At 39.1% G+C, this 20820-nt stretch carries 26 protein-coding genes; 19 read left to right on the forward strand and 7 right to left on the reverse strand.

Annotated features, from left to right (window positions below; genetic code table 11):
- Positions 1–1149, forward strand: a complete 1149-nt coding sequence (locus NON16_RS22075; protein ID WP_257351563.1) for an MFS transporter — start codon at positions 1–3, stop codon at positions 1147–1149.
- A gap of 47 nt (positions 1150–1196) precedes the next feature.
- Here NON16_RS22075 and cysK read toward each other — a convergent pair whose 3' ends face one another.
- A complete protein-coding gene (gene cysK, locus NON16_RS22080; protein ID WP_257351564.1) occupies positions 1197–2135 on the reverse strand; it encodes a cysteine synthase A in 939 nt (312 codons plus the stop codon).
- 187 nt (positions 2136–2322) lie between these two features.
- Here cysK and thpR point away from each other — a divergent pair, with 187 nt between their 5' ends.
- The 5 genes from thpR (at position 2323) to NON16_RS22105 (ending at position 5922) form a co-directional block, all read left to right on the forward strand.
- Positions 2323–2904, forward strand: a complete 582-nt coding sequence (thpR, locus tag NON16_RS22085) for an RNA 2',3'-cyclic phosphodiesterase (RefSeq protein ID WP_257351565.1) — start codon at positions 2323–2325, stop codon at positions 2902–2904.
- A complete protein-coding gene (locus NON16_RS22090; RefSeq protein WP_257351566.1) occupies positions 2894–3271 on the forward strand; it encodes a CidA/LrgA family protein in 378 nt (125 codons plus the stop codon). The genes thpR and NON16_RS22090 overlap by 11 nt, the downstream gene beginning before the upstream one ends.
- Positions 3264–3953: an LrgB family protein gene (locus NON16_RS22095; protein ID WP_257351567.1), complete on the forward strand. Its 690-nt coding sequence runs from the start codon at positions 3264–3266 to the stop codon at positions 3951–3953. The genes NON16_RS22090 and NON16_RS22095 overlap by 8 nt, the downstream gene beginning before the upstream one ends.
- 97 nt (positions 3954–4050) lie before the next feature.
- Positions 4051–4944, forward strand: coding sequence for a hypothetical protein (locus tag NON16_RS22100; protein ID WP_257351568.1), 894 nt, complete (start codon positions 4051–4053; stop codon positions 4942–4944).
- Between the two features lie 186 nt (positions 4945–5130).
- Positions 5131–5922, forward strand: a complete 792-nt coding sequence (locus tag NON16_RS22105; protein WP_257351569.1) for a phosphotransferase family protein — start codon at positions 5131–5133, stop codon at positions 5920–5922.
- Positions 5923–5959: 37 nt separating this feature from the next.
- Here the strand turns inward: NON16_RS22105 and NON16_RS22110 are convergent, their stop codons facing one another.
- The 3 genes from NON16_RS22110 to NON16_RS22115 all read right to left on the reverse strand — a co-directional run bounded on the left by NON16_RS22110 (position 5960) and on the right by NON16_RS22115 (position 6931).
- Positions 5960–6235, reverse strand: a complete 276-nt coding sequence (locus NON16_RS22110) for a YtzH-like family protein (RefSeq protein ID WP_257351570.1) — start codon at positions 6233–6235, stop codon at positions 5960–5962.
- 60 nt (positions 6236–6295) lie between these two features.
- Complete coding sequence (cydS, locus tag NON16_RS25760; protein WP_372508866.1) at positions 6296–6382, reverse strand: cytochrome bd oxidase small subunit CydS family protein; 87 nt, start codon at positions 6380–6382, stop codon at positions 6296–6298.
- A gap of 381 nt (positions 6383–6763) precedes the next feature.
- Positions 6764–6931, reverse strand: coding sequence for a hypothetical protein (locus NON16_RS22115; RefSeq protein WP_257351571.1), 168 nt, complete (start codon positions 6929–6931; stop codon positions 6764–6766).
- Positions 6932–7219: 288 nt separating this feature from the next.
- On the opposite strand from NON16_RS22115, the gene trmB reads away from it, so the two are divergent.
- From trmB to NON16_RS22130, 3 genes are all read left to right on the forward strand, one after another.
- Positions 7220–7867 carry a tRNA (guanosine(46)-N7)-methyltransferase TrmB gene (gene trmB, locus NON16_RS22120; protein ID WP_257351572.1) on the forward strand — a complete coding sequence of 216 codons (648 nt, stop codon included), beginning with the start codon at positions 7220–7222 and terminating at the stop codon, positions 7865–7867.
- A 133-nt stretch (positions 7868–8000) separates the two neighbouring features.
- Entirely contained in the window at positions 8001–8843 is an 843-nt protein-coding gene (locus tag NON16_RS22125; protein ID WP_257351573.1) for a YtnP family quorum-quenching lactonase, read from the forward strand.
- A 154-nt stretch (positions 8844–8997) separates the two neighbouring features.
- The gene (locus NON16_RS22130) at positions 8998–9555 is read left to right on the forward strand and encodes a hypothetical protein (protein WP_257351574.1); all 558 of its coding nucleotides are present in this window, start codon (positions 8998–9000) and stop codon (positions 9553–9555) included.
- Positions 9556–9610: 55 nt separating this feature from the next.
- Here NON16_RS22130 and NON16_RS22135 read toward each other — a convergent pair whose 3' ends face one another.
- Positions 9611–9901, reverse strand: a complete 291-nt coding sequence (locus NON16_RS22135; RefSeq protein WP_257351575.1) for a PepSY domain-containing protein — start codon at positions 9899–9901, stop codon at positions 9611–9613.
- Positions 9902–10223: 322 nt separating this feature from the next.
- On the opposite strand from NON16_RS22135, the gene queD reads away from it, so the two are divergent.
- From queD to NON16_RS22160, 5 genes are all read left to right on the forward strand, one after another.
- The gene (gene queD / locus NON16_RS22140) at positions 10224–10700 is read left to right on the forward strand and encodes a 6-carboxytetrahydropterin synthase QueD (protein ID WP_257351591.1); all 477 of its coding nucleotides are present in this window, start codon (positions 10224–10226) and stop codon (positions 10698–10700) included.
- On the forward strand, positions 10693–11424 hold the full coding sequence (locus tag NON16_RS22145; protein WP_257351576.1) for a 7-carboxy-7-deazaguanine synthase QueE: 732 nt from the start codon (positions 10693–10695) through the stop codon (positions 11422–11424). Before queD ends, NON16_RS22145 begins: the two co-directional genes overlap by 8 nt.
- A gap of 1 nt (position 11425) precedes the next feature.
- Complete coding sequence (queC, locus tag NON16_RS22150) at positions 11426–12100, forward strand: 7-cyano-7-deazaguanine synthase QueC (protein WP_257351577.1); 675 nt, start codon at positions 11426–11428, stop codon at positions 12098–12100.
- A gap of 75 nt (positions 12101–12175) precedes the next feature.
- Positions 12176–13246, forward strand: a complete 1071-nt coding sequence (locus NON16_RS22155; RefSeq protein WP_257351578.1) for a M42 family metallopeptidase — start codon at positions 12176–12178, stop codon at positions 13244–13246.
- A 25-nt stretch (positions 13247–13271) separates the two neighbouring features.
- Positions 13272–13778 carry a DUF84 family protein gene (locus tag NON16_RS22160; RefSeq protein WP_257351579.1) on the forward strand — a complete coding sequence of 169 codons (507 nt, stop codon included), beginning with the start codon at positions 13272–13274 and terminating at the stop codon, positions 13776–13778.
- Positions 13779–13816: 38 nt separating this feature from the next.
- On the opposite strand, the gene NON16_RS22165 is transcribed toward NON16_RS22160, so the two are convergent.
- A complete protein-coding gene (locus NON16_RS22165; RefSeq protein WP_257351580.1) occupies positions 13817–14263 on the reverse strand; it encodes a YtoQ family protein in 447 nt (148 codons plus the stop codon).
- Between the two features lie 180 nt (positions 14264–14443).
- Here NON16_RS22165 and mltG point away from each other — a divergent pair, with 180 nt between their 5' ends.
- Complete coding sequence (mltG, locus tag NON16_RS22170) at positions 14444–15448, forward strand: endolytic transglycosylase MltG (protein ID WP_257351581.1); 1005 nt, start codon at positions 14444–14446, stop codon at positions 15446–15448.
- A 333-nt stretch (positions 15449–15781) separates the two neighbouring features.
- Here the strand turns inward: mltG and NON16_RS22175 are convergent, their stop codons facing one another.
- Complete coding sequence (locus NON16_RS22175) at positions 15782–17938, reverse strand: methyl-accepting chemotaxis protein (RefSeq protein WP_257351582.1); 2157 nt, start codon at positions 17936–17938, stop codon at positions 15782–15784.
- Between the two features lie 264 nt (positions 17939–18202).
- On the opposite strand from NON16_RS22175, the gene NON16_RS22180 reads away from it, so the two are divergent.
- From NON16_RS22180 to ytpR, 4 genes are all read left to right on the forward strand, one after another.
- Positions 18203–18517 carry a thioredoxin family protein gene (locus tag NON16_RS22180; RefSeq protein WP_257351583.1) on the forward strand — a complete coding sequence of 105 codons (315 nt, stop codon included), beginning with the start codon at positions 18203–18205 and terminating at the stop codon, positions 18515–18517.
- Positions 18518–18598: 81 nt separating this feature from the next.
- Positions 18599–19012, forward strand: a complete 414-nt coding sequence (gene queF / locus NON16_RS22185) for a preQ(1) synthase (protein ID WP_257351584.1) — start codon at positions 18599–18601, stop codon at positions 19010–19012.
- Between the two features lie 140 nt (positions 19013–19152).
- The gene (locus tag NON16_RS22190; RefSeq protein WP_372508863.1) at positions 19153–19947 is read left to right on the forward strand and encodes a DUF1444 domain-containing protein; all 795 of its coding nucleotides are present in this window, start codon (positions 19153–19155) and stop codon (positions 19945–19947) included.
- Positions 19948–19978: 31 nt separating this feature from the next.
- Positions 19979–20593 (forward strand): YtpR family tRNA-binding protein, encoded by a 615-nt coding sequence (ytpR, locus tag NON16_RS22195; RefSeq protein WP_257351593.1) that lies wholly within the window; start codon positions 19979–19981, stop codon positions 20591–20593.
- Positions 20594–20820: the final 227 nt, after the last annotated feature.

Genomic DNA, 20820 nt, shown 5'->3' on the forward strand with positions numbered 1-20820 from the left:
ATGTACCGAGCCTTAGATCGAACATCCGTTAATATAAGTTTATTTTATTTGTTTATCTTTTTTGGATTCGGAACGTTATTCCCATTGTTGAGTGTGTATCTAAAACAGGACATTCATTTATCAGGAACTGAAATTGGTGCTATCATGTCGATCAGTCCGGTCGTCATGATTATTGCACAGCCGCTATGGGGTATTATTTGTGATTATACGAGAAAGCCCCGTGGTGTTTTGCTGTTAGCACTTTGCTTAACTGGCATACTTGCAATTCCTTTTGCTTTTTTGGATACGTATAGCGGATTTATTGTTTTCTCTATTTTGCTTGCTGTTTTCCAAAGTGCGATTGTCCCTGTATCAGATAGTATCACGCTGAATTATGTGATGGTGACGAATAAAGATTACGGGAACTTCCGTTTGTGGGGAGCACTGGGTTTTGCACTTGCTGTTTACGTAATGGGCTCTCTTGCGGAAACAGCGGGTCTTAAAATCATATTTTATTGCTTTGCTGGTGTATTGATTTTATGTATGATCTTTGTTCTGTCCATGCCTAAAGAGAGTAATTCGATTCAGGTGGATTTGCGGACAGGTATTTCGAAGTTGTTACGGATGCCTAAATTCACTTTATTTTTGATCACGACATTTTCGGTTTTTGGACCGATTTTTTCGAATAACTTTTACTTTGGGTTATATATTCAAGAACTCGGTGGAACACTTGCTGGGGTTGGGGTTGCATTCCTCCTTGCTGCAGGGAGTGAGGCACCCTTCATGAAATTTTCAGGCAATTGGATACGAAAGGTAGGAATTGAAAAAATTCTCGTATCAGCGGCTTTGATCTCCGCGCTGCGCTGGGTGTTTTATTTTACGGAGCCGACATTATCGGTTGTCTATGCGACGACTATTGCACAAGGATTTTCAATCGGACTCTTTATCCCCGCAGCGCTCCAGTATGTCCGTGAAATCGCACCAGATGATGTGAAGGCGACCGCAGTAGCTTTGTATAGCTCGATGGGAAATGGACTCGGAAGCTGGTTCTGCACGTTTTTCGGCGGAATCATTTATGATACCTATTCGCTATTTGCGATGTACTTATTCTTCGGAATCATGACGTTTATTGGAATTATCCTTCTACTTATCAACTTTAAATTTACTTGATAAAATAAAAACAGGGTGACAGCTAACAGTCACCCTGTTTTTATTATTTAATCTTTTGTAAAATCAAACAGATCACTTGATAGGTAACGTTCTCCTGAGTCGCATGTTATGGAGATAACAACATCATCGGGTGTCAATTTTTTTGCAGCTTGTAGTGCTCCATGGACAGCTGCACCTGAAGAAGGACCTACCAATATTCCTTCCTCACGGGCTAGTTTGCGAGTCATTTCGTACGCTTCTAGATCAGAAACTTGTTGAATTTCATCATATACATCCTGATTAAGAATCGCTGGAATAAAGCCTGGACTTGTACCGACTAATTTATGCTTTCCAGGCTTACCTCCTGATAACACAGGTGATCCTTCTGGTTCAACGACTTTAATATGAAGGTTAGGTAAATGTTTTTTTAAGGTTTCACCTGTTCCAGTAATGGTCCCACCTGTACCTGCAGGCGAAACGAACATTTTAAAGTTCTTACCGATTTCTTTAGCTGCTTCTATTACCTCAATTGCTGTTGTATTTCGATGAGCATCCGGATTCGCTGGGTTTTCAAATTGCATCGGCATAAAACTATTCGGTATTTTATCTACTAATTCTTTAGCCTTTGCAATCGCTCCAGGCATTTTTTCGTCCCCAGGTGTTAACACTACTTGTGCACCGTATGCTTTTAAAAGGTTAATCCGTTCGTTTGTCATTGTGTCTGGCATTACGATCATTGCTTTGTAGCCTTTTGCAGCTGCATTCATCGCCAAGCCAATTCCTGTATTCCCAGATGTAGGTTCAATGATTGTTGAACCTTCTGCTAATAACCCTTGTTTCTCTGCTTCATTAATCATGTTAAAAGCTGCTCTGTCCTTAATACTGCCACTCGGATTGAAGGATTCAAGCTTCACATAGACGTCAGCGCCATTCGGGTCAGCCAAACGGTTTAATTTTACAAATGGTGTATCTCCAATTAGTCCAGAGATGTTATTGACAACTTGCATACATAAACACTTCCTTCGACGTTCAATAATAAAGGTACTATTAGTAGTATATCAAAACCTAGTATTCCGCTCTACTTATCCGTTTTATTGAATGTGGATTTTATATCTTCCTCCATTATAGGAGGAAAATATATAAGTCATTCGCTGTTTTTGATAAACTTAAGAGAAACCTGATATGGAGGTAACGATGGAAAAACATACATTTATGGCTGTGCCTCTACCTGAAAGGATTCAGCAACGGTTATTTGAGTATTCAGCACGAGTACAACCAGAACTTCCGCTGAAAAAATGGACGGGTAAAGGGGACTACCATATCACCCTCGCATTTCTTGGCACTACATCAGAACAACAAGTAGATGCTTTGAAAAGAGAACTAGGTCAACAAATCCAACTTCACAAACCATTTCAATTAAAGGTAGATAAACCAGGTGTATTTGGAAACATATCGGCTCCACGTGTATTTTGGCTCGGTATGGAATCGTCTGAACAGCTTTCCTTCTTGCAAAAGGATGTCGCAACCACATGCCGAAAAACTGGATTTAACATTGAAAAAAGGCCATTTCGACCACATATTACAATCGGTAAAAGATGGAGTGGTGCGGCAGAACAAGTCGTATCATTAAAGGAAATTCCGGAACCTGCACTTCTTGACTCACTAAAGTGGCAGGTGGATGAACTAATCCTTTATGAAATTCAACCAAGTCGACAGCCTATGTACGTGCCCCTTCACAAATTTAAATTGGAGCACACGCCAACGAATGAGTGTTAAACCCTTTTTGAAGATTGCTGTTCAAGTTGTACTTTTATATGGCATTTATCGGGTAGGGGTTTGGCTTCAAGTTAACCTTTCCTTACCTCTCCCTGGAAGTATTATTGGTTTTTTGCTTTTATTTTCACTTCTGAGTCTTAAATTAATTCCGGTTTTCATAATAGAGAAGGGGTCTAGATTTTTATTGAAGCACTTAACGTTATTTTTCGTTCCCGTAACTGTAGGAGTAATGCAATACGACTATTTTTTTCAAGGGAAAGGACTATTACTAATCCCAGCTGTACTCGTAAGCACGGTCCTAGTAATGATTATTTCTGCGAAAATCTTTGAATACGTTATGTCAAAAACAAAGTATTCAAATGACTAATACCGTATTAACAATGCTTGCTTCAGTGGGAACAATTCTAATCTATATTGGGGCTCGTTATGGTTATAGACGTGTTACCTATCCATTTATGATGCCAATATTAACGACAACACTTGTAATTATCATTATTTTAATAGCTTTTGGTATGCCTTACCAACGATACATGGATGGCGCTCAGTGGATCGATGAACTGCTTGGACCAGCTGTTGTGGCACTTGCCTTTCCGCTGTATCAACAACGTGCAATGATTAAATGCTATAGTCTTCCGTTGTTGATTGGTATTTTTGTAGGAGTGTGTGTTGGGATTATGACCGGGTTTGGCTTCGCTTGGTTATTAGGGGTACCCGAATCGATCCGAACGTCTTTATTACCGAAGTCTGTAACTACACCAGTTGCCATGGAAATTGCACAAGTTTCAGGCGGAACTCCCGCAATTGCAGTCGTATTTGTAATGGTTGCTGGAATCGGCGGTGTAATTCTAGCTCCATACCTTTTTAAATGGGTGAAAATAAGAAGCGACCTCGGGAAGGGAATCAGCTTAGGAGCCGGATCACACGCAATTGGGACAGCGAAGTCATTGGAATACGGGGAACGTGCAGCTGCTGTAAGCTCCGTGGCAATGACTCTTTCTGCATTGTTTGCATCTGTTCTGGTTCCGCTATTTGTCTATTTTACAAGTTAAGAAGGTATTCAAATACCTTTCTATAGAATAAAGCAAGTGCCTTTAGGTCATCCCTTTAGGGACTAAGGCTCAGGCTATGCTAAAGCGGGGGATAAACTTGGCACAACTACTTAAACTAGAAGACTGTATTTCGCGGTATGAGGCAGATGTATTTCGTTATACAGGTCAATATACACGATTAAAAAGAGATCGATGGGAACGGGTCAAAACAAATTGGGAAGACCGAATTAACAGTACTGTATCATCACGAGATCCTCAGGAACCTGTTGACGATAAAAAATGGTGGAGAAAAAGGTCTGAGCAACCTGAAATACTTCTTGAGAATTTCTACATAAAGGCCGATATTTCAAGTATAGAAGAATTGAAAACACAATTTATGGACGAAATTTTTCGTTTCCAATTAAAATGGGCTAGTTCTACGCTAACGGAGAAGTCTCGACTATCACACAGCACTCCATCAGATTCTTGTTTGAAATTTCTATTAACAGAACTACCAGATAATTATCTCCTCCTATATAAGCCAATATTACAAATGAAAAATGCAGCCACACAACTTGATGTTATTCTAATCGGACCTGACTCTGTTCATTGCCTTGTCTTTATTGATATTAGCACGGATACGATTGTTACTGGAACAAAAGGACGCTTTTGGAGTTCAGTGGAAGCTAAGCAATCCCAACAAATGATTAGTCCAGTTCCAGCAATCCAAAGAATGAATTATTTTCTTGATAGGTGCGTCAATTTAACGTTATTGGATCTAAAGGTTCATTACACACTTGTAGCAAAAGAAGGCATTATAAACAATGACACAACCCCTTCCTATATCAAGATAATTGACCAACGAACTTTTAAAGATTGGCATTTAAGGCTTAAAAGACAGCCTAGTCCGATAAAGTTCAAACAGCTCAAAGCCGCAAAGGCAATCATAGAACATGGTGTGAGTAGCTCATATAAACGGCCTGAATGGGACTCTAAGAACAATTGGGATTAAGATCATTGAAAGAGAGTGGCACCATATGAAAAAGCTTTTAATTTTTATTATATTATGGTTAGACTTCGAAAATTCAAGGTTATGTGTTAGAATATTGTATCTGTACTGATTTATCTTTATTTGCATAGAAATTAAACACATCTTGCCGATATTATAGGTAGAATGATGAAAACGAAGGTGAACTCATTGAAACATATTCTAGGAAGCGGCTGGCAGGTTAAGCCAGCAGGCGGCGCAACCGGCGAAGCTTATATCGCTCAATATGGAGAAGAAAAGATTTTCCTTAAGCGGAATTCTTCACCTTTCCTTGCTGTACTATCGGCAGAAGGAATTGTTCCAAAACTTCTTTGGACAAAGCGTTTGGAAAACGGAGATGTGATTACTGCCCAACACTGGCTCAATGGTCGTGAACTAAAGGCAACAGAAATGAATAAGGATTTAGTTTCAAAACTGCTCTCCAAAATTCATCGTTCACAAGAATTGGTTTCGATGTTACACCGGTTGGGAAAGCATCCAGTAACACCTGCAGAGGTTTTTACAGAAATCGAAGCTAAATCCAATAATTATTCAATATATCATCAAGAAATGAAACCTTTCCTAACATATTTAAGGGAAAATGTTGATAATGTAGTGACAGAGCAGTACGTCGTTTGTCACGGAGATGTGAATCATAACAACTGGCTGTTGAACGAGGACAATCGGATGTTCTTAATTGATTGGGATGGAGCGATCATTGCCGACCCTGCTCTTGATCTAGCGATGTTACTTTATTGGTACATTCCTGACTCTCAATGGGAAGAGTGGCTACGCTCATATGGGGTGCCTTTGACAAATTCACTTGAAGGTCGCATGCATTGGTACATTGTTGCTCAAACCATTGAGTCAATATTCTGGCATTTGGAACGTGGACAAAGTGAACAGGCTGATTATTGGAAAGACTTTTTACTGAATTTGAATCATTACTTTCTTCAAAAATAAATAAAAACCACCCGTGATTACGGGTGGTTTTTATTTATTATCTGGAATCTAATGTACTCATCCAATGCATTAAGTAATCCTCATGTCCAAGAACATGATCGTCTACAGACTCTGATTCACCACCTGCTTGGCTATAAGCTTGAATAGATAATAACGTATCTTTTAATTCTGGTGGAGTATTTGGATTTTGGAGCAGGGAGTTTGTAAGACGTTCTAATTGTTGGCACTCGGAATGTGACCCACAATGATCAAGCTGATGCGTACGTAATATATCAACCAATAGTGTAAATTGGTCGTTCGTTTGCAATGGCATTAACCATCAACCTTTCGTGCTTTTTCTATAGGATGCTGTTAATACCACTAGTTTATCCAGTTATTTCTTTGCTCCCCATGTAAATAGAATAGCGATGCCGATTAAAAGTACGAGTGGTGGCGCCCAAAAAATCAAAAAGTTTGCCATACTAATCCACCTTTGTTTAACGTATTCCTTTTATTTTCTCAAACCTTCCGATGGAAAACAATCTTTATTATACCAAGATAAGAAAAGCGCAAGCGCCCTGCTTAGCCACGAAGGTTACTGGAAGACCGACGAGGAGGCCCGGCCCAAACAAGTTCGGCCCTGCGTGGGAATATACATGGAGTACTTCAGTGTGTTGTCGCCACAGGAGGCCTGAAGTGATCCAAGTGGTTGGGCGCTGAAGCTGGACATTACATCCATGCCGCAAACTTTTATACTTTCTTTACTCATAAAGAAAACTTGGAAACGTGTAATAAAAATGAGCTGACTTTATTTAAGTCAACCCATTAATCGTACTGTTTTCTTTATATTTAGTCTACTTTATTATTGAGACGCGTATTTGATCTTCACTTTTTGTGCTCTCGTATTTTGTTTAAGCGCAATTCGTTCGATTGGATAAATAACAAGTGCATAACCTGCGAATAGACCGCTGAATACTGTTAATACGGAGATTTCTGCTGTTTTGGCAGCAGCTTTTTTTAGAATCGTCATGGATTTGTTAAGCTCACTCCTATTTTTTTAACGTGTCACACAAGTAATATCATACCCCTGAAAGCGTTTACTAACCTAACGAGTAGAATCTGTTTGTCGTGTAGTCTAAGCGGTTGTAATGACGTTAATATAGCTGAGAGCACTAAGATAAAGAATTGCTCTGTTTATCGCTCATATACTCTATAATTGAGGATTAATAATGTAAAATAAGGAACACCTATAACAAATTCAACAAATCATGATAAAATGACTAGGGCAAAACATACGTTCAGAAAGGGTATTGAAAATATGCGACTAAGAAACAAACCGTGGGCACAAGATAAAATTGATCATTATTCGAAGATTGTAGTACCTAATCCTGAGAATTGGAAAGGGCGATGGAAAGAGGTTTTCGGAAACGATAATCCGATTCATATTGAAGTAGGAACTGGGAAAGGGCAATTTATTTGTGGAATGGCCGAGCGCTATCCAGATATCAATTTTATTGGGATTGAACGTCAGAAAAGTATTATTGTATCAGCAATTGATAAAGTAGCAGATACTGAATTGGATAATATTCATCTTATGAATATAAATGCGATCGACCTTAAAGATTATTTTGCATTAAACGAGGTGCAAAGGGTATATTTAAACTTTTCAGATCCTTGGCCAAAAAACCGCCATGAAAAACGTCGGTTAACTTTTGAAACGTTTTTAAATGCATATGAAACCATATTAATTCCAAAAGGGGAAGTCCATTTAAAGACGGACAATCAGTATCTGTTTGAATATTCGTTGTACAGCTTCTCTAAATACGAAATGCTCATTCAGAATATCTCGCTTGATTTACATCGTAGTGCTTGGTCTGGAAATGTGATGACAGAATATGAAGAAAAGTTTTCAGCAATAGGGAATCGTATTTATCGCTGTGAGGCAGTTTATCGAGGCAAAGATTGATGTGAGCAGCTAAGCTCGAAACATTTAGTCAATATGCTACAATAAAGAAAACATGGCAAGGTTAAGCTTAGTGAAGGCCAAGCTTTAGCCTACTTACTTGTAAGAAAACGAGAGAGTAGAGGAGTGGTCATACATGGAAACGCTTCAAATCGGCGAGATTACGCTTCACTGGTTGAATGGTGGTGTTACTCATATGGACGGAGGAGCAATGTTTGGAGTTGTCCCAAAACCTCTATGGGAAAACAAATATCCATATAATGATAAGAACCAAATCGAACTCCGTACAGATCCTATTTTTTTTCAATATCAGGGTAAAAATATATTAATTGAGTCTGGGATCGGAAATAACAAGCTGAACGAAAAACAACGCAGAAATTACGGTGTTACAGAGGAGTCTAGTATTGATCGTGAATTGTCCAATTTCAACCTTACAACAGATGATATCGATATCGTATTAATGACACACATGCATTTTGATCATGCGTGCGGTTTGACAAAACCTAATGGTGGTCAATTCGTTCCAACGTTCAAAAATGCAACGATTTATATATCTGAAACGGAATGGATTGAACTAAGGAACCCAAATATTCGTTCGAAAAATACATATTGGGAGATGAACTGGAAGGGAATCGAACAACAGGTTCATACATTCAAAGATGAACTTCAAGTATTACCTGGATTGGAGATGGTACATACGGGTGGCCACAGTGATGGGCACTCGATTGTGCATTTCAGCCAAGGGAGTGAATCTTATATTCATATGGCAGATATCATGCCGACCCACGCTCACCAGAATGTCCTTTGGGTCCTTGCATACGATGATTACCCGATGACATCAATTACGCATAAGCAAAAATGGACGAATAAAGGGATGACTGACGGTGCATGGTTCACGTTTTATCATGATGCGGTCTATCGAGCTGTGAAGTTTGACGATAAGGGGAAAATCATAGATTTCGTTAAACGGGAGTTGTAAAAGGTCATTGTATTAAACGGAATCAAAATTGTAATAAAATGGATGGTGAAAACCGTCACATTTTTTACGAAAACCTGTTACAATTATCATAGATTTTAACAGCACTATTAGTGTATTATATATATTGGCTTATAATTTGGGAGGGAATGCAGAAATGATGAAGCAATTTACAGCCATCATGATGGTTTTAACTCTGTTAATAACTGGAGCAACAAGTGTATTTGCTGCTGAAGAACAACCAGAAGGCATGGAGAAAGCAACGGTAAAATTTTTGAAAGATGAGTATTATGACTTCAAGAATGGAACAGTTGATCTGTCAACGGTTGAAAAGTTCGAGGTGACTCCACCAGCAGAAGAAGGTAAAGAAGCGGAAGGACCTATAACGGTGTATGCCGCTCTAGCAGACTTCCAAACTGTCCGAGATAATATCTTTACTTTTGATCACAAAGAAACGGTTTATTTCAATGCAACAGAAGGTGTTATGCTAACAGCGACTGAAGTAGGCAAACTTAAGGATAAAGGCTTAACAGCATATTCAGATCAGTTCGAGCACCTTGGAAAACAAATGAACCTTGGATGGATTCTATTCCTACATTCATTGTTGCTAATTGTTCCGGCTTTCTTTATGTATATTTGGGGAAAGCAAGTTTATTCAACATCACGTTACATGATCAAAAATAACCTGTATAACCAACATCATACGTTTAATTAATCTACTAGATTATAAGTTAAAGAAAACTTGGCTTTGCCAAGTTTTCTTTACATGTTTACTTTGATTGATATAGATCAAGGACCGCACCTGTCTCGGCGTCGACGAGAAACTCATAATGCTGTTCCATGGATGTTAACCCGCCTTTAAATACGTTATAATTTAGATTATTGAGGGTTGCCGTTTCCTTAATCGTATAAATCCATGAGCCGTCGATTTTCTCAGGAAACTTTTGCTTTACTTGCTTTAGTGCAAGCTCAGGTGAAATCGGCCTTGCAGAAACCTGCTTTGTAATGATGACGCCAGCACAAAAACCAAGTGCAGCCCCAAATATAGTTGATGTTTTCAATCAGAAAACTCTCCTTTCAACGGGTTATGGTTAATTTGGACACTTTTTGAACATCAGTATTAGTATAACAAACTTTTCGAATAGTATAGAATAGAGGGTTCGTAATTCCCCCCCCTCCTTAAACAAAACTAGGGAGCATGAATAATAAAAAGTATAATTTATTTATTCAAGGACTGGCTCCTCAGAGTCTGTTTGCTCCACTAGTTTGCATTTCGTTAAGTAGAAATGCAATTAGTATTGTTGGAGAAAATGGATATCTGGTGTTGAGTCAGTTCTTTTGTATGTAACAATATTTATTAGTAACTATTAAAAGAGGAGGCCGATTATGGACTTTCAAATACCAAAAAAGGCCCAACAAATTGATAAAGATATACATCGACATGAGCTTAAATACCATCACAAGCGCGTGGCGGTAACGAAGGAGTTTACATTTGATGCGGCACACCACCTCCATTGCTATGAAGGAAAGTGCAAAAGCTTACACGGTCATACGTATAAGCTTGTCATCACCATAAGCGGGTATGTAAACGATATCGGTATCACGGTTGATTTTGGAGAAATTAAGCAATTTTTTAAAGAAGAAATTGATGTTTGGTTGGATCATCGCTATTTAAATGAAGTGCTCCCTAACATGAATACTACAGCAGAAAACATGATTGTTTGGATCTGGGAGCAACTAGATCGTCGATTACGTTCAGAAAAATATAGTGAACAGGGAACCAGAATTGAAGAATTAAAGCTTTATGAAACGCCAACAAGCTATGCAACTTTAAAACGAGAGTGGATGGAAAATGAGTAACAAATGGATCATACCTGATCAATCAGAATATATAAATTGGAAGCTGCCGATGGTTGAAATATTTGAAACGGTTGAAGGAGAAGGGAACATGGCGGGCTTCCCTACCATTTTTGTCCGCGTATTCCACTGTAACCTTAGATGCTCTTGGTGTGATACGGACTATAGCTATGCACCCTCTAAGCATGAATTTGAAGCGACTATTGAAGAAATTATTGATCGAATCAAGGAATTTTCTAGTCGTCGAATTTGTTTTACCGGTGGTGAACCCCTTATACATCTTGAAAAATCGGCTGCACTTCTGCAAGCTATGTGTGAGCTTGATCAGATTGAAGATGTACACATTGAAACAAATGGTGCAATCGATTTAACCCTTTTTGAAAAATTGCGGAAGCATCATAAGCAAGTGAACCAAAAAGCACGGTTTATCATGGACTTTAAACTGCCGGAATCAGGTGAAATGACCCGGATGATTTATTCGAACTTTGATTTGTTACAGACAAAAGATGAAATAAAGTTCGTCATTGGAAGTGATGAAGACTTTACTGTCGCTACGTCTGTTGTCAAGGAGCATCATAAAAAAGGTCAAGTGCTGTACAGTCCCGTATGGGAAACGATGCCACCAGAAAAGCTCGTCAAAAAAATTCTTTCCGAACCACTGCCGGATGTGAAATTGAGTTTACAAATGCACAAAATCATTTGGGATCCAAATAAAAGAGGTGTCTAACGTGAAAAAAGCAGTCATTGTATTAAGTGGCGGTCTTGATAGTACTACTTGTATGGGAATCGCAAAGGAAAAAGGCTATGATCTTTATCCAATTACATTCCATTATGGGCAGAGACATAATCGTGAGGTTGAGCAAGCTGAAAAAGTAGCGCACTTTTATGATGCTCCTGAACACAGAATAGTCGACGTGCAATTCCTCCAACATATTGGTGGTAGCGCTCTGACCGATGAGTCTATGGAAGTAAGAACGGACGGGGTTGAAGAAGAAGTTCCGTCAACATACGTGCCAGCGAGAAACATGATTTTTTTAGCCTTGGCTAGTGCTTATGCGGAAGTAATTGGGGCAGAGGCGATTTATATTGGGGTATCTGCGGTTGACTATAGTGGCTATCCGGATTGCCGACCAGAATTTATCAGCAGTATGGGTAAGACGGTTAACCTTGCAACGAAAGCGGGAACATCCGGCGACAACCTCGTGATCCAGGCACCATTAATGCACCTTACAAAAAAGGAAACGATTGAAGAGGGCGTACGTTTAGCGGTACCGTATGAATTAACTACTTCATGCTACCTTGGTGAAGAAAAGGCTTGTGGTGAGTGTGATAGCTGCCGTTTACGTTTAAAAGGATTTGAAGAAGCGGACAAAGAAGATCCTATTCTTTACGCAAAAAGGTGAAGGAATAGCAGTTGTCAGAAACTTAAGTTACAATAGTGAATGTAGAAATTTTCTGGCAAATGGAAGGGAGAAACCATGAAAGAAGAAACCTTAAAGCTATTTCAAACATTGACGGAATTACAAGGTGCCCCAGGGTTTGAGCATGATGTTCGTAAGTTTGTACGCTCAGAGCTTGAACCGGTATCTGATGAAATTATCCAGGATGGTCTAGGAAGTGTTTTCGGGGTAAAAAAAGGTGAAGAGAACAGCCCTAAGATCATGGTCGCTGGCCACATGGACGAAGTCGGTTTTATGGTTACACAAATTACTCCTAATGGGATGCTTCGTTTCGAGACGCTTGGAGGCTGGTGGAGCCAAGTATTATTAGCACAACGTGTACAGGTTATGACGGATCGTGGACCAATCGTTGGTGTAATTGGTTCAACACCTCCACACCTTCTTGAAGAATCACAGCGTTCGAAACCAATGCCTATGAAGCAAATGTATATTGATATCGGTGCGGATAATCGCGATGACGCAAAGGCAATTGGAGTACGCCCCGGTCAACAAATTGTTCCTATCTGCCCGTTCACTCCAATGGCAAACAAGAAGAAAATCCTTGCCAAAGCATGGGACAACCGTTATGGAGTTGGACTTGCGATCGAATTAATGAAGGAATTAAAGGGCTCAGAGCTACCTAACAACTTATACTCCGGGGCTACTGTTCAGGAAGAAGTTGGCCTGCGTGGTTCTAAGACTGCTGCAAACCTTATCAAGCCAGATCTTTTTTATGCGCTAGATGCAAGTCCCGCCAACGACGCTAGTGGTGATAAAGAAGCCTTCGGTCAGCTCGGACAAGGGGCATTGCTTCGGATTCTGGATCGCACAATGATCACCCATAAAGGCATGAGAGAATTTATCCTTGATACTGCCGAATCGAATGACATTCCATACCAATACTTTATTTCACAGGGTGGTACAGATGCAGGGAGTGTCCATATTTCCAATAACGGTGTACCATCAGCAGTAATCGGAATTTGCTCTCGTTACATTCATACTTCAGCGTCAATGATTCACGTTGATGATTATGAAGCCGCAAAAGAACTCTTAATTAAACTAGTAAAACACTCTGACCGAGCTACAGTTGACCAGATTATCAATACTTAATATTTTATGAAAAGGGGAGAGCAAGTTGAAAGTCGCTGTTGGTTCTAAAAATCCAGCAAAAATTCGTGCTGTACAGGAAGTGACCAATCTTCTTGGTTGGACAATTGATGCGATTGATGCTTCATCTTTCGTTTCCGCTCAACCCTCTTCAGATTCAGAAACCCGCAAAGGTGCTCTTAATCGGGCAACAAACTGTATTACACATGGATATGATCTCGGATTGGGATTAGAGGGCGGTGTAGTCGATACCAAAGAGGGCATGTTCCTATGCAACTGGGGTGCCTTAGTGACAAAAGACAAAATGGATTTTGTAGCAAGTGGTGCTAAGATTCTTTTGCCAAAAGATATTGCACAGCCCGTTCGAATGGGCAGGGAACTTGGAGACGTTATGGCCGATTACACGGATAACAAGGATGTCCGCAAACAGGAAGGTGCGATTGGTATTTTTACAGACGGCTGGGTTACAAGGGATGAAATGTTTGCCCATATTGTAAAATTGCTGGTAGGCCAATATCAGTTTTATCAAAAATGAACATATAAAAAAGAGGGGATCCCCTCTTTTTTTATATGTTATTTTTCTTCAAATACATAGGAAAGTGCTTGTAATGCTTGATCAACTGTCTCAACGGTCACAGTAGCCTTGTTTGCTAACTCCTTTAAAGGATGGTGTAAGGATTCAGGGCGTACGAGTATAAGGGGTTTCTGTAAAGCAAGTGCTGTTGACGCGTCCATTGCCGTATTCCATTGCTTATATTTTTCACCAAATAATGCGACTACCACATCTGCTTTTGAAAGCAGGATTTGTGTTCGTAAATTGTTGAAATCGGATGCTTTATCATCTTTATATACCTTATTTGGTTGTTCCCCAAGTATCTCTTCCCCGATGTCATCAGATCGATCATGATTAGTCATTGGTCCAACAAAGGATAATGGCAAATTCTTTTCTTCTGCCTTCTGCTTTACTACTTCTCGCCAATCGTCATGAATTTGTCCTGCTAAGTATACCGTTACATTCATCAAATCAACTCCTTTAAATGATGTTGAAAAATTGATTAAATACTCTTATTATTCATATTACCATGAGGTTGAAGGAAGGAAAATTGATATGGCTTCTTTACTGTATGAATGACTACCTATCTTCATGGGAAGGCTGAATAAAAGTTGGAATTAAGGAATTAAGGAATTAAGGGGTTCGATATGATTCGGAAAAAATGGATCTTACTTTCTTTCGCTCTATTGTGTACAGCACTCATTGGCTGGTTGGTTTTTGAACTCACTCCTTATTCTTCGGATCAAGTACAGACGATAAAGGTAGATAAAGGAGCAGGGTTAACAAGTGTTGCTGAAGAGTTAGAGGAAATGGAAATTATAAAAAATAAAACATTTTTCATGTTATATGGAAAAATCATTGGTTCTGATAATAAAATTAAACCTGGAAAACATGTGATATCTGGTGACTTATCATACTCAGAAATTTATAGTGAGCTTGTAAGGTCTCCGGTAGAAAAGGGGCAAGAAGTAGTTATTCCAGAAGGGTTTACTGTCGAACAAATTGCCACACGGTTAGAGAAAAAGGGAATCACAAGTGAAAAAGCATTTTTAAAAGCTGTAAAAACCGGAGAAGGCATTTCTCATCCACTCATTGAAAAAGTAAAAAAACACGAAGGAACCCAATACAAGCTTGAAGGCTTTCTGTTCCCAGATACGTATTACCTACCGAAAGATAGTCGTCCTGAAAAGGTCATTGTAAAAATGTTAAATCGTTTTCAAGAGGTGAAAGATCAGTTTGAAACCCCTAAGGAGCTTAGTCTTCATGAATGGGTAACTTTAGCATCAATCGTTGAGAGAGAGGCGGTTGTTGCAAAAGAAAGACCCGTCATTGCAGGGGTGTTTATTAACCGATTAGAGGATCAGTGGAAATTACAATCGTGTGCCACTGTTCAATATGTCCTTGACAAACCAAAAGAAAGGCTACTATTTAAGGATTTGAAAGTTAAAAGTCCTTATAATACGTACCTTAATAAAGGACTTCCTCCTGGACCAATTAGTAATCCTGGAAAGGCATCGTTAAAGGCTGTTGTAAATGCTAAGCAACATAATTTTTATTTCTTCGTAGTTAAAGGGGACGGCACTGGAACACATCACTTCTCCAAAACGTTTAAAGAACATCAACGATATACCTCACACGAAGGAAATTGGTAAGATCGATTATAAGAAAAGCGCAAGCGCCCTGCTTAGCCACGAAGGTCACTGGAAGACCGACGAGGAGGCTGTTGCCGCCGCAGGAGGCCTGAAGTGATCCAAGTGGTTGGGCGCTGAAGCTAGACATTACATCCATGCCGCAAACTTTTATACTTTCTTAACGTGTAAAATAGGGATCTGACATCCACTTTCACAACATTTTTGATGAAATGTTGTGAATTCCAGTAGTGTCAGCNAACGTGTAAAATAGGGATCTGACATCCACTTTCACAACATTTTTGATGAAATGTTGTGAATTCCAGTAGTGTCAGCCCCTTTAGATAAGTTTATCTTTTAATAGTGGTTTTTCTTTTCAGTGACTTTTGCTTGTTCATGTTCTTGATGAATAATACCTTTTAAAGATTCTTCTTCAGATGCAGCAACTTCATCGTGTTGGGGGAAAGTGCCATCTTCAGCTATTACTGTGGAATCGTCCTTGTTATTGTGTTCAAAGATGGTATCATTCTCGATCATTTCATTAATTAAATTAAATTGATCGACTTCTTCTTGAAGTAACAGTGCAATTTGTTGTAGCTCATTAGCTGCGTGGGAAACTTCACCAATCGCTTCTTTTTGGTGGATACTTGAAGCGCTGACTTGTTCAGAGGCTGCCACGGATTCTTGAGATATCGCACTTATCTCTTGAAGTTTTTCGGTCAAAGCAACATTTGATGTTTGAACTTCACTAATTGCCTTTCTAGCTTGCTGAATCCGACTATTAATTGCTGTTACATTATCAACAATTTTAGTAAAGGCTTGTTTTGTGCGTGATACTGACGTTTCTTGCTCTGTACGATACCGGTTAAATTGAGAAGCTTCCTTGGAGAGACTTTCCATTAGCTCTGACATCAATGTTATTAATTGATAAATGTTTTGAGCCTCTGACTTCGATCGCTCAGCAAGCTTTCGAACCTCTTGGGCAACAACGGCAAAGCCTCGACCGGCATCCCCTGCACGTGCTGATTCTATAGCAGCATTTAAAGCGAGTAAATCCGTGCTCCCTGCAATATCCTTAATCGTGTCAACAATTGAACCGATTTGCTGAGAGTGTTGGTTCGCCTCTTGAACTTGCTGAATAAGATGATTTGCAAGATTTAAGAACTCATTTGAACTCCGATCAAGCTGATTAACTACCTTTAGACCTTCTTTCCCTTCTTCCTCTGTAGCTTGAGAATCATTGCTTATTTGCATGCTATAATAGGCTGTTTCATCAATTGAGCTTGTTACCTTTTCAATTAATTGGGTACTTTCAAATAAATGATCTGCTTGTACCTGTGCACCTTGTGAAACTTGTTGAATCGCTTCGTTTACCTCTTCCGTTTGAGCGGTTGTTTCTTCTGAAATAGTAGCTAAATGCTGCGATGAAGATGAGAGTTGAACAGAAGCGCTCTGTACTTCTTGCATCGCTTTTTGCATCTTATCTGCCATCCGATTAAACGTCGTGGCAAGTTCCCCCATCTCATCGTTTTGGTCGACCTGAACACGGTGGGCAAGGTTACCTTTACCGATAATGGTTGCTCCCTCTTTTAGGCTTGTAATAGAAGATGTAATGGTACGAATAAGCCACACACCTAGGAAAAGCATTCCAGCAAGAATAAGTACACTAAGAATGATGAGCGTCCATAGCAATATTGTACCAAAACGGTCCTGTTCTTCATTGAGTCCTTTGGTTACTTTTACAACACCCTTTTCGACTTTTTCTATAGATTGACCAAGGTTTGTTCCAATTTCTTCAAAATCTACAACTGACTTTTCAATTTGACCTCTGTATCCTTGGACCGTATCTACTGAACTTGTATAAGATAAATAGTTTGAACTAAAGGATTTTTCAGCTTCAGATGTGATTTCACTTGATTTAACCGCTCCTCGAAGCTTTTCCCCTTGATCCTTAAAACGATTTAATGCCGTTGATGTACCTGTCAAAAAATATTCCTTCTCTAAAATCCTCAATTCATAGAACTCATTTAGAAGACCAGTATCTACAGATGTAAGCAATTTTTCCATTGCTGCTGCCTTTTCCTCTAAGATACCTTGCATACTATCAATATCACTCACAAGCATTGATGAATCTCCGAATGAACTTTTATATGCTTTTACTTGCTCTTCTATTTGGGTAAAGTCCTTGGAAAATTCACCATTTTGTTCCTTTAGTCCTTGGATATCCTTTTGTAGACCGGAGAGTTTCGTTCCAATTTCCTGTGAAACTCCCTTTCTTTTTGTCCGTAAATACTCTTGTTCAAGCTTACGAATGTATGAGAAATCCTCACCTAGCGTTTTGGTCCTAGTCGTCAAATCTTGTAGTTTTTCCTTCTTTTCACTCATGTTTTCGGTTGAGAAAACATAAAACATCGTAAATGCAAATAAAATAACTAGTCCGATGACTGCCATTGCGAGCAAGAGTTGAACCTTCTTTTTGATGGAAAGCTTTAGATTCTTTAATTTCTGTATCATCCTTTTACCCCCTTATTCCTGTTGCGTTCAAATTTGACTAACTATTCAAATCCCCTTATTTGTCTTTACATATATAAAGCCTAATATATAATGAAGTGGGAACTTAACTTAGATAGGTTTGAACAACCTGCTACTTTTATTATCGTAGTGTGGTAAGAAATCTTAACTACTTTGCGATAAATTTAAATTTGGGATAGGATGCTTTTAACTTCTAGCTACTAATTCATTCCCTTTCAAATGTGAATTTAAAATGGAGGTTTCAGAATGAAAACGATACAAAACAAACAGGAATTCGATCAAGCGATTCGTGCAAACAAGGCAATTGTCATGTTCTCAGCAGATTGGTGCCCGGACTGTGTCATTATTAAACCTGTGATGCCTGAAATTGAAAACCAATTCTCAGATTACACGTTTTTCTATGTAGACCGTGATGAACATATTGAGCATTGTCAAAATATGGATATTTTTGGTATTCCTAGCTTTCTTGCTTTTGATAATGGGGTAGAAATTGGCCGCCTTGTCAACAAGGATCGTAAGACGAAAGAACAGATTAGAAACTTCATTGATTCCCTTGTATAAGCAGTGACTTTTACTTGCCCAAGTGGTAAAATTAAATATTGGATATTAAGTGATCCAGCTGATAAAGAAAGGGTGAGCTTTGTGGCAAAAGTAGATGTAGACCACAGTAAATACGAAGGAATACGTTTTGATATTGAAAATGAAGATGTAATCCTCGTTCATATATTAGAAACAATCCCTTATGAGTATGTAGGGAAAGATACACTTGTAACGATCCCGACAAACGAATTTACATCCGTTTGTCCATGGTCAGGACTTCCAGATTTTGCGGATATCAATATTAGCTACGTACCGAATGAAAACCTTGTGGAAATGAAGTCCTTAAAATACTATCTTACATCTTACAGAAACGTTGGGATCTATCAGGAGCATGCAACCAATCGCATGCTTGAAGACCTTGTAAACCTTTTGGATCCAAAAGAGTTAAAGATTACAGCAACCTGGAACGCTCGTGGAGGTCTTGGGACAGAGGTTGTAGCAGAATATAAAAAATAAGGGCTTTTAGGGGGTGGATGACGGCTTTACCGCTATCTATCCCTTTTTTCACGTTAAGAAAGTATAAATGCTTTCAGAAGTTACAATTTAATAAAGTCATTAAAATGTATGATCAGTAACAATCAGAGGGAGGGTCTCGTTTGGAACCGATTGAATTAAAGCGAATTCTCGTTAGTAAGCTTGAAACACCAGAACGAACTCTACATTATGACGCAAAAGAAAAGACGTTACGGATAGAAGAAAAGTCTACTGGAAAAGGAATCACACTCTCACTTCCTGGCTTAACAGCAAAATATGAAGAGCGTAAAGAAGCGGCAATTGACGAAATTATCTATCATGTGAATGAGGTTTTCACAGTAATGAATCATGATCAATCGTTGGATGAGGGACAACGAGCTATTTTTCCTGTCATTCGGTCGACATCATTTCCAACTGAGAATAATGGGGAACCGCTTATTTTCGAAGAGCACACTGCGGAAACTAGAATATTTTACGCACAGGATCTTGGAAAATCGTATCGGTTGGTATCCGAAGCAATGCTTTCAAAAGAAGGCTGGAACCGGAGCCAATTGAGGGAAATCGGACGTTTTAACCTACGATCACTAGATGATACAATGAAAAAGGATGTAGTAGCTGGAAATACGTTTTATTTTCTTAATAAGAATGATGGCTATGATGCCAGTCGAATCCTGAAGCAGCAATTGCTCGATGATATGAAACAAAAAGTAAAAGGCACACTTGCTATTGCTGTTCCACATCAGGATGTACTCATTTTTGCTGATATCGAAAACGAACAAGGATATGATATTCTTGGGCAAATGGCGATGCACTTCTTCACGAACGGTCGAGTTCCGATCACTGCATTACCATTTCTATATGAAGAGGGCGAACTTGAACCAATCTTTATCCTTGCGAAGAACAAGCCTAATGACTGACTCGGGAATAGTGAAAGGAGAAAGTTCAATGTTGAACGTTTACTTTAACCCTAATGGAGTGGGTGACGTATTATTTGTTACGACAAACGGAGCCGAAATCAAGAACAAAAATCACTCGCAAAGCGGTGATGTAGTGCGACTTTATGACAATGAGGATAATCGGACTGTCGGCTTTAATATATTCAGTGCTACGAAACATTTCGCAATTGAAGGAAACGGGGTAATTGACGTAACCGATGAACTTGTTCAATCAATTAACAACTTGCTGAATGCATCTGGTTATAATGAAACGTTGGAATTCGACCCGCGTCCACTATTCATTGTCGGACATGTAAAATCAATGGAAAAACATTCTGATGCAGATAAACTTAACGTTTGTCAGGTCGATATCGGAGATGAAACATTACAGATTGTATGTGGTGCACCAAACGTCGATACAGGTCAAAATGTTGTTGTTGCAAGAGTTGGAGCAGTAATGCCTGGAGGATTACTTATAAAAGAAGCGGAATTGCGCGGTGTGAAATCCTCAGGAATGATTTGTTCTGCCAAAGAGCTGAACCTACCAAATGCACCAAAGGAAAAGGGAATCCTCGTACTAGAAGAGGGGTATCCAACAGGATCTGAGTTTACTTTAAAAAAGAACTAAACGATATCAAACAACCATGGGGAATACTCTGGTTGTTTTCTACTATGTATTTACCTATTGTAAGGAAGTTAAGTGATTCTTTTGATTTGTTCTATACTAGTCCCCCTTAAATTCACGCAGGATATTCGATAATCTTGTAGTACCTTTTACAATAGAACATATAAAAAGTATGTTCTATCGTAAAAGCGAAATGATCTTGAAATTTTGAAGCAAAGGTGAATGCTGAT

It is taken from the genome of Pseudalkalibacillus decolorationis, assembly GCF_024609785.1.
GTDB classification, from domain to species: domain Bacteria; phylum Bacillota; class Bacilli; order Bacillales; family Fictibacillaceae; genus Pseudalkalibacillus; species Pseudalkalibacillus decolorationis.